The sequence below is a fragment of the Gemmatimonadaceae bacterium genome, assembly GCA_036496605.1.
Classification (GTDB): domain Bacteria; phylum Gemmatimonadota; class Gemmatimonadetes; order Gemmatimonadales; family Gemmatimonadaceae; genus AG2.
The window spans coordinates 46,239-59,176 of record DASXKV010000010.1; the positions used below are offsets into that span (position 1 = coordinate 46,239).

The 12,938-nt window shown below is 64.5% G+C and carries 14 protein-coding genes; 5 read left to right on the forward strand and 9 right to left on the reverse strand.

All coding sequences use genetic code 11. The features are described from left to right. Positions 1 to 75: 75 nt before the first annotated feature. A complete protein-coding gene (locus VGH98_04555) occupies positions 76 to 810 on the reverse strand; it encodes a DUF1080 domain-containing protein (protein ID HEY2375223.1) in 735 nt (244 codons plus the stop codon). Positions 811 to 1,008: 198 nt separating this feature from the next. Between VGH98_04555 and VGH98_04560 the strand changes: the two genes are divergently transcribed. Further along, positions 1,009 to 1,500, forward strand: coding sequence for a VOC family protein (locus tag VGH98_04560; GenBank protein ID HEY2375224.1), 492 nt, complete (start codon positions 1,009 to 1,011; stop codon positions 1,498 to 1,500). A gap of 71 nt (positions 1,501 to 1,571) precedes the next feature. Next, positions 1,572 to 2,036, forward strand: a complete 465-nt coding sequence (locus VGH98_04565) for a cupin domain-containing protein (GenBank protein HEY2375225.1) — start codon at positions 1,572 to 1,574, stop codon at positions 2,034 to 2,036. Positions 2,037 to 2,069: 33 nt separating this feature from the next. Here VGH98_04565 and uxaC read toward each other — a convergent pair whose 3' ends face one another. The 5 genes from uxaC to VGH98_04590 are packed head-to-tail and all read right to left on the reverse strand — an operon-like array spanning position 2,070 to position 7,356. Beyond that, positions 2,070 to 3,482, reverse strand: coding sequence for a glucuronate isomerase (uxaC, locus tag VGH98_04570; protein HEY2375226.1), 1,413 nt, complete (start codon positions 3,480 to 3,482; stop codon positions 2,070 to 2,072). Continuing rightward, the gene (locus VGH98_04575) at positions 3,479 to 4,732 is read right to left on the reverse strand and encodes an MFS transporter (protein ID HEY2375227.1); all 1,254 of its coding nucleotides are present in this window, start codon (positions 4,730 to 4,732) and stop codon (positions 3,479 to 3,481) included. Before VGH98_04575 ends, uxaC begins: the two co-directional genes overlap by 4 nt. Further along, complete coding sequence (locus VGH98_04580; protein HEY2375228.1) at positions 4,729 to 5,772, reverse strand: mannonate dehydratase; 1,044 nt, start codon at positions 5,770 to 5,772, stop codon at positions 4,729 to 4,731. Before VGH98_04580 ends, VGH98_04575 begins: the two co-directional genes overlap by 4 nt. Positions 5,773 to 5,776: 4 nt before the next feature. Beyond that, a complete protein-coding gene (locus VGH98_04585; GenBank protein HEY2375229.1) occupies positions 5,777 to 6,412 on the reverse strand; it encodes a bifunctional 4-hydroxy-2-oxoglutarate aldolase/2-dehydro-3-deoxy-phosphogluconate aldolase in 636 nt (211 codons plus the stop codon). After that, positions 6,409 to 7,356: a sugar kinase gene (locus tag VGH98_04590; GenBank protein ID HEY2375230.1), complete on the reverse strand. Its 948-nt coding sequence runs from the start codon at positions 7,354 to 7,356 to the stop codon at positions 6,409 to 6,411. The genes VGH98_04585 and VGH98_04590 overlap by 4 nt, the downstream gene beginning before the upstream one ends. A gap of 143 nt (positions 7,357 to 7,499) precedes the next feature. On the opposite strand from VGH98_04590, the gene VGH98_04595 reads away from it, so the two are divergent. Then, the gene (locus tag VGH98_04595) at positions 7,500 to 7,931 is read left to right on the forward strand and encodes a hypothetical protein (protein HEY2375231.1); all 432 of its coding nucleotides are present in this window, start codon (positions 7,500 to 7,502) and stop codon (positions 7,929 to 7,931) included. 3 nt (positions 7,932 to 7,934) lie between these two features. Here VGH98_04595 and VGH98_04600 read toward each other — a convergent pair whose 3' ends face one another. Both VGH98_04600 and VGH98_04605 read right to left on the reverse strand, forming a co-directional pair. Further along, a complete protein-coding gene (locus VGH98_04600) occupies positions 7,935 to 8,357 on the reverse strand; it encodes a hypothetical protein (GenBank protein ID HEY2375232.1) in 423 nt (140 codons plus the stop codon). A gap of 54 nt (positions 8,358 to 8,411) precedes the next feature. Continuing rightward, positions 8,412 to 9,887, reverse strand: coding sequence for a hypothetical protein (locus VGH98_04605; protein HEY2375233.1), 1,476 nt, complete (start codon positions 9,885 to 9,887; stop codon positions 8,412 to 8,414). Between the two features lie 66 nt (positions 9,888 to 9,953). Here VGH98_04605 and VGH98_04610 point away from each other — a divergent pair, with 66 nt between their 5' ends. Then, positions 9,954 to 11,516, forward strand: a complete 1,563-nt coding sequence (locus VGH98_04610; protein ID HEY2375234.1) for an FAD-dependent monooxygenase — start codon at positions 9,954 to 9,956, stop codon at positions 11,514 to 11,516. 20 nt (positions 11,517 to 11,536) lie between these two features. Further along, positions 11,537 to 11,953 carry a VOC family protein gene (locus tag VGH98_04615; GenBank protein HEY2375235.1) on the forward strand — a complete coding sequence of 139 codons (417 nt, stop codon included), beginning with the start codon at positions 11,537 to 11,539 and terminating at the stop codon, positions 11,951 to 11,953. Between the two features lie 368 nt (positions 11,954 to 12,321). Here the strand turns inward: VGH98_04615 and VGH98_04620 are convergent, their stop codons facing one another. Further along, complete coding sequence (locus VGH98_04620) at positions 12,322 to 12,903, reverse strand: hypothetical protein (protein HEY2375236.1); 582 nt, start codon at positions 12,901 to 12,903, stop codon at positions 12,322 to 12,324. Between the last annotated feature and the right edge of the window lie 35 nt (positions 12,904 to 12,938).

Below are 12,938 nucleotides of genomic sequence, written 5' to 3' on the forward strand. Positions count from 1 at the left end.
AGGGGCTAGGGGCTAGGAGCTAGTTCATCGGTCTAACACCTAACACCTAGCCCCTCGCCCCTAGCCCCTAGCCCCTCACTTAAGTACACGAATCTTGATGTCCCGAAACCATACCACGTCGTCGTGGTCCTGAAGGACGATCTGGCCCTTCCGCCGCACCGGGAACCACGAAGGGTACTTGGCGTACTTGCTCTTCGCGAACGCCGAGTCGAACGCGGGCGTCCCAAGATCGAAGCTGACGATCCGGGCACCGTTGAGCCAATGCTCACCATGATTCCCGCGGAAGACGAGCCGTGAGCGATTCCACTCGCCGGCGGGCTTGCCGCGCTTGAATTCGTTAGGCGCGATCATGTCGTAGAGCGCGCCGGTGCGGTGCGTCGGAAGCTTGTTGTCTTCGTTGAGGGAGTCGTCGATCATCTGATATTCCCACCCCTTTGCGGCGTGCGGCGGATCGAATGTCGTCGAGAGATGCTCGTCGACGTTGTATTTGAGGCCGCTGTTGCCCGCCTTCGAAATCTTCCACTCCCACGTCAGCTCGAAATCCTGATACGAATCATCGGAGATGAGATCGAAGCCGACGAGTGGCTGGCCGTCCGCTTGCACCGCGCCTTTGCGCTTCTCGAGGTGCTTGATCGCGCCGTCCTCGACGGTCCACAAGCCGGACGGAATGTGCGAGAAGCCTAGCGCATGCCAAGCATTCAACGTGTGTCCATCGAAGAGCGACTGCCAGCCGCCATCTTTGCTCGATTGCGCCGCGGCGGACGCGGCGACAATCACGCAGAGTGTGCTGGCATAGATGAATGTTCGCATACGTGAGCTTGCAACACGCCGAACGGGAATGCTAGGGTGACGAGGTGCACAGTCCGTCGCCATCGCGAGCCCGAGCACAATGTAAAATCTTGCGCGCCACGATCGACTTCCGGGAAAATGTCGGCAATCGCGCATCAGCCTTGCATCACTCCAACCGTTGCCGCTACGCCGCGGCAATTCACGTGAAGGGAGGTCAACATGGCGAAAGCAAAAAAAGCAATCCCCGAAGGACACCACACCGTGACGCCAGTGCTGTCGATGGACAATGCCGCGAAGACTCTCGAGTTCTATAAGAAGGCATTCGGTGCGGTGGAAGTATCGCGGGCGATCGGGCCCGATGGAAAGATCCTGCACGCCGAAGTAAAGATCGGCGATTCTCCGATCATGCTGAACGACGCGATGGGCGCGAAGGGGCCGAAGTCGTATGGCGGCTCACCGGCGTCGCTGTGGATCTACGTCGAAGATTGCGATGCGCTGTATAGCCGCGCGAAGGCGGCTGGCGCGAAGGAAGCCGAAGGTCCGATGGGCCATATGCAGGATCAATTCTGGGGCGATCGTGCGGGCACACTCATCGACCCCGAGGGCTACCTCTGGACGATCGCAACGCACAAGGAAGATCTCACTCCGGACGAAATGAAGAAGCGGCAGGATGCCTGGATGGAATCCTTCGCCACGCAGCCGGCGCACTAGCTGTATCGCGGCCTCGCGGTCTTGACCGCGGGGCCGCCTCGCTGGAGCATTGGTCATCCCGCTCTCCTTCTATGACCAGCGCACTTCGATTGCTCCCGGCTCTGCTGATCGGCACGGCGGTGGCAGCGCAAACACCACATGCCACATCACGCTGCACGCCACTGGCCTCGATCGTTTTTCCAGCGGATTCGGGGCAGGTCCGCGTCACTGATGGCGCGGTCTTTCGCTCGCTGGTCGATACCGCGACGACGAACCTGTCGCGCCTCGAGATGCACGTCACGACGCTCGCGCCAGGTCACGCGCCCCACCCGCCGCACCGGCACCCGCACGAGGAGATCATGATCGTACGCTCGGGGACGCTCGAGGTCCTGCAGAACAACATCACGCGACGCGCGGGGCCAGGTGCAGTGATCTTCGAGGCATCGAACGAATTGCATGGTTTGCGAAATCCCGGCCCCGACTCGGCGACGTACGTGGTAATTCGGATCGATCCGCACGACCTCGCGACTCCAGACGCCAATCGTTGCACGCGGTGACGTCTGAGGATTGTGGGACTCCGCACGCTGCGCTCAGGACGACAATCGGTAGGCACGTTTCGCAAGTTCGTACGCCAGCAATTGCGCCAGCTGCTGCGCGTCGTTCATGTCGATGATGTGACGAGAGACCAGGCGCGCGAGCCAGTTCGCCTGCACGCGGCGCGCAAGGTCATGCCGAGCAGGGATCGAGCAGAAGGCGCGCGTATCATCGACGAAGCCAGCCAGCTTGTCGATCCCGGCCGTCTCCGTCGTGCGCTCGAGAAATCGCGTCATGCCTTCGACCGAATCGTGGAACCACCACGGCGCGCCGAGCCTAACGGCTGGATAGTGGCCGGCGAGGGGCGCCAGCTCGCGACTGTAGGCCGATTCGTCGAGCGTGTACAGGATCAACCCGAAGCGTGAGTCGTTGCCGTACGCGTTCAGCAGCGGTTGCAGATTGCGCGTGTACTCGGTCGCGATGGGGATGTCGCCGCCACGATCGGGCCCGAATCGCTCGAAGAGCCATCGATTGTGGTCGCGGAGCGCACCCGGATGTAGCTGCATAACGAGGCCGTCGTCGACCGACATCTTCGCCATCGTCATCAGCAGGTGCGCCTCCCAGCGACGCTGGTCTTCCGGCGTCGCCTGGCCGGAGCAGCCGCGCTCGTACAGATGCTCGGCTTCGTCGCTGCTCATCGACACCGTGAATGGTTCGAGCACCCCGTGATCGGTCGCGGTCGCGCCCATCCACTTGAAGAACGCACGCCGCTCGTCGAGCGCGTCGAGGAGCGCGTCGTAGCTGCCGATCGCCGCGTCGATCGTCGTTGCGAGTGCGTAGACCGCCTGATGCCATTCGGGCGCCGCGAGGCGAAAGACTGAATCCGGGCGGAACGTCGGAATGACGCGGCCACGCCACCCGGAGCGCTTGATGGCCGCGTGATGCTCGAGCGTGTCGCTGGCGGCATCCGTCGTCGCCAGCACCTCGATATTGAAACGCTCAAAGAGCGCGCGTGGCCGAAACTCCGGCGACGCGAGTCTCTCCGCGATCGCGTCATATGCGCGATCGGCGTTTTGCTCGGTGAGACGTTCGGGTACGCCGAACAGGTCGTGCAGCTCGTGATCGAGCCACAGTCCGCTCGGCGTCGCTCGCAACGCGCCGTAGTGTGCCGCGAACAGGCGCCAGATCACGCGCGGATCCGTCTCGACGGGCGAGCCGTCGCGCCGCGGAACGCCTAACGACTCGAGCGGCATGCCCCGCGCGTAGAGCATGCGCAGCACGTAGTGGTCGGGCGTGACGAGGAGCGCCGTAGGATTCTCGAAGGGCTCGTCCGTTGCCAGGAGTCGTGCCTCGACGTGACCGTGAGGCGATACGATCGGGAGCGTCCGTGTACCCTCGTATAGCTCCCGCGCGATGCGACGCACCGAGGAATCGACGTCGAAACACCGATCGGGATGAAGGCTGGTCACGCGACGGGCTCCAATCGTGGCGACAATAGCTGGATGAGTAACCACGCAACAACGTACGCGCTTCCGCACACCACGAAAATCGGCGCGTAATTGCTGCCGTTCGCGTCGAGCAGGCGGCCGACACCGCGCTGGAAGAGTACGCCGCTGATCGCGCCCGCACAGGCGCCGATGCCGACGACCGACCCAACTGCCGCGCGAGGAAACATGTCACTGGCAAGCGTGTACACGTTCGCCGACCACGCCTGGTGCGCGGCGGCGGCGACCGCAACGATGCCAATGGCGAGCCACGCGCTATTCGCCTTGCCGACAAGCATCGTTGGCACAATGAGCAATGCCATTGCGAGCATCGCCGTCTTCCGAGCGCGGTTCACAGACCAGCCGCGCCCGATGAGCCAGCTCGAGAGCCAGCCGCCGCCAATGGAGCCCACGTCAGCAGTGACGTACACGGCGATGAGAGGTAGCGCGATGCCAGACAATTTGATCCCGTACTTCGAATCGAGAAACTTGGGGAGCCAGTACAGGTAGAACCACCACACCGGATCGGCGAGGAGCTTGCCGATAGCGAAGGCCCACGTCTGTCGATAACCAAGCAGGCGCATCCAGGATTGCGAGGGCATCGGCGCGTCGGCTGCATCGCTGCGAATGAGCGAAAGCTCATCGAACGTCACGTGACGCGACATCGTTGGACTTGCGTAAAACGGAATCCAGAGCGCGAGCCAGAGCAGCCCGAGGGCGCCCGTGACAACGAATGCCCACTGCCAGCCCCAGTACAATGTGAGCGGCGGGACGATGAGCGGCGCGACGATCGCGCCCGTATTTGTACCCGCGTTGAAAAGGCCCGCCGCGAGTGCCCTTTCGCGCTTTGGAAACCACTCGGCGACGCTCTTGATCGAGCCCGGGAAAATCGCCGACTCGCCAAGGCCGAGCGCGGCGCGCGCGATCGAGAATCCGGCAGCGGTGCGCACGAGTGCATGCGCCATCGATGCCAGCGACCAGAGCACGACGGCCGCACCGAGTCCACGCTTCACGCCGATGCGGTCGAGGAGCCGGCCGGCGACGAGAAAGCCTAACGCGTAGGCAATCGTGAACCAGGCAACGACGTCGCCGTAATCGGTCTCGCTCCAGTGGAGCGCGCGGCTCAGCGTCGGCGCGAGAATGCCGAGGATCTGGCGGTCGACGTAATTGACCGTCGTCGCGACGAAGAGCAGCGCGACGATGGTCCACCGATAGCCGAATCGTCGTTCGCTCAACGCTCGCTCGCGAGCCCTTCCCACAGCCCGTAGAGGTACGTTGCGCCGAGGGCGCGGTCGTGCAGTCCATAGCCGGCGCGGCCTCGTTCGCCCCAGATCATGCGGCCGTGATCCGAGCGCATCGGACCCGCGAAGCCGCCGTCGCGAAGGGCGGCGAGGACGCCGCGCATATCGACGTTACCGAACGCCGACGGATGCGGCACCTCGAGGAATCGGCGCTCGCCCGTGAGGCGAACGTTACGGCAGTGAGCGAAGTGGATGCGTCCCGCTCTGGCAAAGCGGCCCGCCATCGCCACGACGTCGTTGTCGGGCCGGCTGCCGAGCGAGCCAGTGCAGAAGGTGAGACCATTCGCGCGTGCATCGACGAGTGACACCACGCGATCGAGCGCCGCGCAGTCGGTGATGATTCGCGGCAGGCCGAAAATCGGCCATGGTGGGTCGTCCGGATGCAGCGCCATCACGACGCCCGCTTCTTCGGCCACGGGCACGACGCGCTCGAGGAAGTAGGCCAGGTGCTCCCACATCTGGTCGTTGGTCACGTTCCGGTACGCGGCAAGCAGCGCCGCGAGCTCGTTAGGCGAATAGGAGTGCGCCCATCCCGGCAAGTCGCCGGTCCCGTTCGACAGGTCAATACGCGCAAGGGCCGCGTCGTCGTAGGCGAGGGTCGTCGACCCATCGGGCATGCGCATCGCGAGGTCGGTGCGCATCCAGTCGAAGACCGGCATGAAATTGTAACACAGCACGCGCACGCCCATCGCGCCGATCGCGCGAATGCTCTCGACGTAGCTGTCGATCAGCCAGTCACGGGTCCGATGGCCGAGCTTGATGTCTTCGTGAACCGGGATGCTCTCGATCACCGAGAGCTCGAGGTCCGCCTCGCTCACGGCGGCGGCGAGGCGTTCGACCTTGTCGCGCGGCCAGGCCTCGCCGATGGGAACGTCGTAGAGCGCGCTGACGATGCCCTTCACGCCCGGAACCTGCCGGATGTTGCGAAGGGCGACGGGGTCGGGAGGGCCGAACCAGCGAAAGGTCAGGTACATAGTCTCACGCGCGCCTAACGGTTGCCGCGGCCTTCACGAATTGTTCGGCGCGCCGGCCGATCTCGTCGTAATCACCGCGCGCGAGCGCGTCGCGCGAGACGAGCTCCGAACCGACGCCGACCGCGGTCGCGCCGGCGCGGAGGAAGTCGGCGACGTTGCCGATGTCGACGCCGCCGGTCGGGACGAGCGGGAGGTCGGGAAAGGGGCCGCGCAGCGCCTTGATGTAGGCCGGGCCGCCTAACGACTGCGCCGGGAAGACCTTGACGAGATCGGCGCCCGCGCGCACCGCCTGGAGAATCTCGGTTGGCGTGAGTGCGCCGGGAATCACCGGCACCCCCGCGGCGATGGCGGCCTCGATGACCTCCGGCACCAGGCATGGCGAGACAATGAACCGCGCGCCCGCGCGAATTGCGTCACGTGCTTCGTCGGCCGTGGTCACCGTGCCTGCGCCAATGAGTGCGCGCCGGCCAGCGTTCCCACGCGCGAGCCGACCGATCGCGTCGACGGCGTTCGGTACGGTCAGGGTGATCTCGGCGACACAGATACCGGCATCGATGAGAACTTCGGTAACGCGGACCGCGACGTCGGGCGAATCGCAGCGGATGACCGGAATGATGACGACGCCGTCGAGAACGCTCATCGGTCCGTCACCGACGTCGCCTGCGAGAAATCGCCGAGCGTGCCGTGCTTCTTTGCGGCGAGACAGGCACCATGCCGCGCGGCGACATCCCACGGTTCGCCACGCAGCCTCCCGTAAATCAGCCCGGCGACGAACGCGTCACCCGCGCCAATGGGTTCGATGACCTCGCACTCGAAAGAGGGCGCGCAGTGCGCCTCGCCATCGGAGATGACGACGGCGCTCCAGCTCGCATTCCGCGCGCGCTTGCTGCTACGCACGGTGATCGCGACCGCGGGAATCCCGTACCGATCGTGGATCCCGCGGGCGAGGTCTTCCGCCGAATAGTCGCGCGCCTCGAACACGAGCCGCGCGCCATCCTCGCTGGCGATGAGCACGTCCACGTAACGAAACAGAGTCTCCTGCGCGGCGCGCGCGCGCTCGGGACGCCAGAGCTTCGGCCGGAAATTGAGATCATAGCTAATCGTTAGGCCGAGTCGTTCCGCCGTCTGGATTCCTTCGACCAATGTCTGTGCCGCCGATTCGCTGAGCGCCGGCGTGATTCCACTGACGTGAAACCATTTCGCGTCGCTCAGAGCGCGCTTCCAGTCGATCATGCCGCGGCCCACGCGTGCCATCGCCGAGCCGGAGCGGTCGTACGTCACATTCGTCGTGCCCGGCTCGGCGCCGACTTCCACGTAGTAGATGCCCGCGCGACCATCAGGTGTCCACGAGATGCACGAGACGTCGACGCCTTGCTCGTGCGCGCGGTCGGCGATAATGTGACCGATTGGATTGTCGGGAAGACGCGAAACCCAACGCGATGCGACGCCGAGCCTCGCCGCGGCGACGGCAACATTGAGCTCCGCACCGCCGACGTAGACGTCGAAGCTCTTCGCTCGTGCCAGCGCTTGATTGCCCGGTGGCGTGAGACGCAGCATTGCTTCGCCGAACGTGACGAGTTGCATCCTCGTATGCTATCTTCGCCGGGACATGAATCAATGAGCGGCCTCGATGAGGGATCTGGTCCCGGAATGAGTGACGTTACGGCCCCGGGTGACGTCGATTCAGCGGCCGCAGTTCAGCTAGGCAACCGAACGAGGCTCGTCCCATGTCCAATCCGTGCCGCATTTTAGTTCTCTCAGTGGGAGCGCTGCTCAGTGCTTGCTCAGCGGGTCTCGGCAGCTCGCCATCCGACGGGTTGCTGGCGATCGGGACGTGGGGCGGGAACGGCGCCGCGATAATCGTCAACGACACGTCGATGCACGTGCACGTCGGCTGCACCTTCGGTGATGTCTCCGGGCGCGTGCAGCTCGACCAGGGCGCCTTCGACGTCGCCGGGAGCTACATGCTTCGCGCGTACCCGATCACGGTCGGGCCGACCGTTCCCGCGCGTTTCACGGGCACCGTTTTGGGCAAGATCGCGACGATCACCGTGACCGTGAACGATACCGTGCAACACCAGACGGTGGTGAAAGGGCCGGTCGTCGTCACGCTCGGCGAGACGCCGCAGCTCGGCCCGTGCCCGCTCTGCCGGCGGTAACGGTCACGGAACGAACGTCTTCTGCGCCTCGCCGCCGATGGCATCACCGCCGACTGTTGAGAGAATGCTCACACGGTAGGTGATGCCGGCCTGCAACGGCTGGGCTACGGATTGCGACGTTGCGCCGGCCGGGACGTGGCCGTAGACCACCGGCGGGGCAATCTGCGCGCTCTCGGACGCCGAGAAGTCCCACACGACCGCCGGATCGCCAATGCCCTGAGGCAAGACGATGACCGTGAGGTTGGTAATGCCGCAGCGGGGCGACCAGTCGAATCGCGGTTTGCCGGAACCTTCGAATGAAGGCGTGACGTTGACCGTCACGGCGCCATAGCAACCAACCGGATGGGTCGGCGACTCGTTGCAGGCTACGAGCGCCGCCGGGATCGCCAGCACGGCGACGCGGGATAGATTGGCACGTATTGACATTGGGGGCCTCGAGGTCAAGCTCCGAACAGCCAAACCATGCCGTTGCGCCGGCGGTCACCGGTTCCGGCAGCTCGTTAGGCATCCAAGTGCACTATCGACATGAGCCACCGGATCCACAAGATGCTTCAGGTCGAGCGGAACCTGCGGCGAGATTCCATGTCCGCCCCGCGGCAGGTCGGCGCGACGCGTGATCGTGCCGTAGCCGAGGTACCACCGCTTCTCGCGCGGCGAGATCGAAACGATGGACGCACTCTGGTAATCGAGCGCACCGGCGGTCCGCTCGCCGAACACCGTTGCGCGTGGACTGCGCAGCGCCGTGAGCACCAGCACCTCCGACGCGCTCACTGTACCGCGATCGACGATTACGCCGACGGCGCGCGGACCTGACGCGACGACCCAGTCGCGCGGATCGTGAGGTCGAGCTGGCGCGGCGGGATCGTCGAGTGGCACGAGCTCGCCCGGATGTGCTTTCATGCGATCGACGAGGCTTCGCACGAACGCGGTTGTCTCTGCGCCGAAGCTGCGTCGCGCGTACGCGATCTGATCGTCGGACGAGAGCATCAGCGCGCCGGTGGTGGGGAAGGGATCGGGCCGGTCGTCCTTCAGCGTGATGAACGGCTCGAGGCTCTCCGTCATCCCGGATCCGCCGCCCTCGTTGCCGCGCAGGTCGATGATCATGCGGTCGGCATGACTCAACACTTCGAAATTCGCCTTTACCAAACTGTCGATGAGGCTCCGAAAGCCATCGTGCGACGGCACGGCAAACACCAGCGTGCCATTTCGCTTGTAGAGCCTCGGCCGATGCGGATCGACGGGATCGAGCGTGCCACTGTCGGCCGGTAGCACCGGGAATTCCTTTCCCCATATTCCCGGCGACATTCGGAGCAGCACGTTCCGGTAGATCTCGGCCTGCCGATGTACCAGTGCATGATTTCGCTCAGAAAGGAGCATCTCGTAGGTGTTCTCGGCGCGGCGCGTGATGTGCGCGCGCACGGCACCCGCGGGCCAGGTACTCGTGTCACTCGCGAGTAGAACCGCGACAAACGCGTTTCGGCGCGCCGAGTCGGGCACGATGGCGACGCGGAGCCCGCGATCGTACCAGATGCCCTCGATCGGGTCGAGCGTACGCGCGTGCGCGCGGAAATACGCTCGTGCACTTTCCTCCGTGACATTCCGTCGCTCGACGGCGGCGGCACGTCGGGCGGACTCGGCGCTATCGAGCGCCGGATTTTCATAGACGAAAAGATGCGGATCGTCGAACCAGGCGACGAAGTCGCGGAGGACGAAGTAGCATGCGTCGCCAGTGGTCGTATCGGCGCGCGCTTGCGCCGCGGCTTTCATCGCCGCGAAGGCGCGCAGCCGGTCGCCGCGGAGCTCGAGGGTGTAGCCGGCATAATCGAGGTGAAGCTTGCGCTCGAGCAGCGCGAGGTCGGTCGCGCACGAAAGTTGAGGTTCGCGGGAGCGTCCCGCGACGAGAGTCGCGGCGAGAGCGATGCAAGGAATTCCGAGAACTCGAAGTTGGCTGGGCATTGTGCCTTTCACCGTCCGGGTCGGGAGCGCCAATGTCTGACACGTATTCGGGGCGAAGAGTTTGCCATGGATCGAGAGAACGAGATACAAGTTCTGATCGTCGGCGCTGGTCCGACCGGCCTCGCGCTCGCGCTCTGGCTGGCGCGCTTTGGTGTGCGCATTCGCATCGTCGACAAGACGTCCGACGTCGCGCCAATCTCGCGCGCCCTCGGCGTGCACGCGCGGACGCTCGAGTTCTACCGGCAGCTTGGCTTCGCGAACGAGGCGATCGCGGAAGGCGTCGTCATGCAGAGCGTGAACCTGTGGGCGCGCGATCGACGTGTCGCCAGTGTGCCGATCAGCGATATTGGCGAGGGCCTCACGCCATTCCCATTCGTACTCGACCTCGCTCAGGATGAGCATGAGCAATTGCTCATCAAGCAGCTCGCGCTCGGGGGGGTCACCGTCGAGCGAACGACGGAACTGACCGGGCTTACACAAAACGGAGACGGCGTCGTCGCGACCTTGCGGCACGCCGACGGTACGACCGAATCGAGCCCCGTCGAATACCTTGCCGGCTGCGACGGAACGCATTCGACGGTGCGTGGCGCCCTTGGCGTTCCGTTCGCCGGCGGGACGTACGAGCACCTCTTCTACGTCGCCGACGTCCGCGCGCGCGGGCCCGCCGTGGACAGTGGCGTCAACGTCGATCTCGACGAAGCCGATCTGCTCGCGGTCTTCGACATGAAGGGTCCAGGGCACATTCGTCTCGTCGGCACGGTGCGCGGGGACGCGGCGGCGCGTGCCGAGCGCAATCAGCTCTCCTTCGACGACGTTGCACGACGCCCGCTCGAGCATCTGCGGATGGAAGTCGAGGACGTGAATTGGTTCTCGACGTATCGCGTCCATCATCGAGTCGCGAAGCAGTTTCGGGTGGGCCGTGTGTTCCTGTTGGGCGACGCCGCGCATGTGCACAGCCCTGTGGGCGCGCAGGGCATGAACACCGGGATCGGCGATGCCATAAATCTGGCGTGGAAGCTCGCGGCGGTCGTTCATGGTGAGTCGCCGGCGGCGTTGCTCGACACCTACGAGCCGGAGCGCATCGCCTTCGCGCGGCGGCTCGTCGCGACGACGGATCGCGTGTTCGCGTTCGCGTCGAAGAGCGGAGGCATCGCGGGGTTCGTCCGGACGAGGCTCTTTCCGATGGTCGTGTCGGTCGTGTTTCGAGCGCGCGCGGCGAAACGATATCTGTTTCGCACGGTCTCACAAATCATGATCAACTATCGCGCGAGTACGCTCAGCGAAGGGCAGGCGGGCTCGGTGCACGGCGGCGATCGACTGCCGTGGGCGCCGCTCGCCGACGGGGCGGACAATTACAAACCGCTCACGTCACTCCGCTGGCAGGTGCACGTGTACGGTAACGCGCCACCAGGGCTTCGCGAGGCGTGCACCGACAGCGATGTGGAGCTCCACGTCTTCAATTGGACGTCGCGGATGCAAGAGAGCGGCTTCATCCGCAATGGGGTTTATCTCGTGCGTCCGGACGGGTATGTCGGGCTCGCCGACCAGAGCGGTCGCGCCGAAGTTGTGCGTGAGTATTTTGCAAATCGATCGTTGAAGCCGGCGGCGCGCATTGCAGCGCGGGCGTGAGACGCGATCTGGAGGATGCAATGACAACGGTTCAGGTTCGCTACATCGTTCACGATGTCGACAAGGCGATTCCGTTCTACACGGAGCAGCTGGGATTCAAGCTCGACATGCATCCGGCGCCGCCGTTCGCGATGCTCTCGCGTGGCGACCTGCGACTGGTGCTGAGCGCGCCGAATCCGATGGGCGGCGGGGGTCAATCGATGCCCGACGGCACGAAGCCCCAGCCGGGCGGCTGGAATCGCTTCGCGATCGAAGTCGACGATCTCGAGAGCACGGTCGCGCAACTGCGGAAATCAGGTGCGCGTTTCCGGAACGAGATCGTGACGGGCGTCGGCGGAAAGCAGATTCTCCTCGAGGATCCGTCGGGCAACCCGATCGAGCTGTTCCAACCCACGCGGCAGGAGGCGCGGATCGATTCCAGCTCGGGCCGAACGTGAGAGCGGTTTGATCCCGTTAGGCCTTACCGCTGCAATCAACTATCGCGGACGCGTCCACACCCACCAAACTGCGAGGAGTAAGAATGGTGATCCGATGAGGAGCAACCGAGCAGCGCGTTAGAACAGCCGAGCGAGGTAACCCGCGATGCGCCTGACGATGACGGCGGCAATCCCAGCGCCGACGAACAGTGGCAGCAATCGGAACACGAGACTGAGTCCGGCAGCGACAGCCAGTGAGAGATCGTTCCCCCGGTGCTCCGGCGGAGCCTGTGTTAAGTCGCGGTAAGCTCTACGCGTGAAGAACCCGACAAAGAGGGCCAGCGTACCTAACGATCCGACGGCGAAGGCAATGCGATCTGTCGTAGCTCCTAAAACCTCGCGCCGAGCGTGAAAAGATAAGCACCGTGCGTGAAATCTCGTTGTGTGTCCGGCGTCGATGGCGGATCGATCTTCCCGACAGCGCTCGCGCCCAGGAAGTACGGGTGTCTCGGGATCGCAACGTCAAACTCGGCACGATAGTTCCAAAGCAAGCCGCGAGACGAGCGGATATATGTCGGCTCGAGGCGAAGCGAGAACTTGGACGTGTCGCCGACAAAAAGCGGAAGCCCGATCTCCGGGCCACGGTCACGCGTGTGAGGAGGCCCGCTCATGAAGCCCAGCGTGACGCCACCAGCCGCTATCCGACGTGTATGAAAGAGGTAGCCAGCGCGCGCTGTAAAGTACTGCACATGCGTCGGTCGCCAGAATTCTTCGGCAACGAGCTCATAGTACAGATCACGCCGAACCGCTTCGATGCGTGCCGCGTCCGCCCAGGTCTGGCCTGCCTGGAACGCCCCGCCGACGCTCACTGACGCTGCCCCGTGATCGTGAAGGAATGACATCTCCGACGGACCGCGCTCTCCTATGAACAGCGCAAGCGGCGCGGCGGCAAAGATTGCCGAGAGGATCATCGCCCCGCCTACCGGAATGGCGAGAAAACACGCCG

Excerpts from the sequence above, each read along its gene's own strand:
- VGH98_04605 (HEY2375233.1), bottom strand. The coding sequence starts at position 9,887 with ATGCCCAGCCAACTTCGAGTTCTCGGAATTCCTTGCATCGCTCTCGCC.
- VGH98_04620 (HEY2375236.1), bottom strand. The coding sequence starts at position 12,903 with ATGATCCTCTCGGCAATCTTTGCCGCCGCGCCGCTTGCGCTGTTCATA.
- VGH98_04610 (HEY2375234.1), top strand. The coding sequence starts at position 9,954 with ATGGATCGAGAGAACGAGATACAAGTTCTGATCGTCGGCGCTGGTCCG.
- VGH98_04580 (HEY2375228.1), bottom strand. The coding sequence starts at position 5,772 with ATGTACCTGACCTTTCGCTGGTTCGGCCCTCCCGACCCCGTCGCCCTT.
- VGH98_04555 (HEY2375223.1), bottom strand. The coding sequence starts at position 810 with ATGCGAACATTCATCTATGCCAGCACACTCTGCGTGATTGTCGCCGCG.
- VGH98_04600 (HEY2375232.1), bottom strand. The coding sequence starts at position 8,357 with ATGTCAATACGTGCCAATCTATCCCGCGTCGCCGTGCTGGCGATCCCG.
- VGH98_04560 (HEY2375224.1), top strand. The coding sequence starts at position 1,009 with ATGGCGAAAGCAAAAAAAGCAATCCCCGAAGGACACCACACCGTGACG.
- VGH98_04565 (HEY2375225.1), top strand. The coding sequence starts at position 1,572 with ATGACCAGCGCACTTCGATTGCTCCCGGCTCTGCTGATCGGCACGGCG.
- VGH98_04585 (HEY2375229.1), bottom strand. The coding sequence starts at position 6,412 with ATGAGCGTTCTCGACGGCGTCGTCATCATTCCGGTCATCCGCTGCGAT.
- VGH98_04590 (HEY2375230.1), bottom strand. The coding sequence starts at position 7,356 with ATGCAACTCGTCACGTTCGGCGAAGCAATGCTGCGTCTCACGCCACCG.
- VGH98_04615 (HEY2375235.1), top strand. The coding sequence starts at position 11,537 with ATGACAACGGTTCAGGTTCGCTACATCGTTCACGATGTCGACAAGGCG.
- VGH98_04595 (HEY2375231.1), top strand. The coding sequence starts at position 7,500 with ATGTCCAATCCGTGCCGCATTTTAGTTCTCTCAGTGGGAGCGCTGCTC.